Raw genomic sequence first — 203 nt, 5'->3', positions numbered from 1 at the left:
TAGAAAATTCATTTGATGGACGATTTATTATTATTCGTAAAGGGAAGAAGAACTACAGCCTTGTGAAGTTAGGATAGTAAACAAGACGGAAAAATTATATCGGCGATTTTTAAAATATATCGACCGTAACTCGAATTATATCAGCGATTTTCTCAATATATCGATTTACCGACAAAAGGTGACAATAAAAGCTGTTCCAAAAC

At 32.0% G+C, this 203-nt stretch carries 1 protein-coding gene; it reads left to right on the top strand.

Translation table 11 applies throughout. From position 1 onward, the window contains the following. Nucleotides 1-77: hypothetical protein (locus MR083_RS28305; RefSeq protein ID WP_396022324.1), on the top strand; the 77-nt coding region annotated here is incomplete at its 5' end. Nucleotides 78-203 lie beyond the last annotated feature (126 nt).

Source organism: Bacillus cereus group sp. BfR-BA-01408, from assembly GCF_022663305.1.
Taxonomy (GTDB): Bacteria; Bacillota; Bacilli; order Bacillales; family Bacillaceae_G; genus Bacillus_A; species Bacillus_A pacificus.
This window is presented reverse-complemented; position numbering and strand designations above follow the sequence as displayed.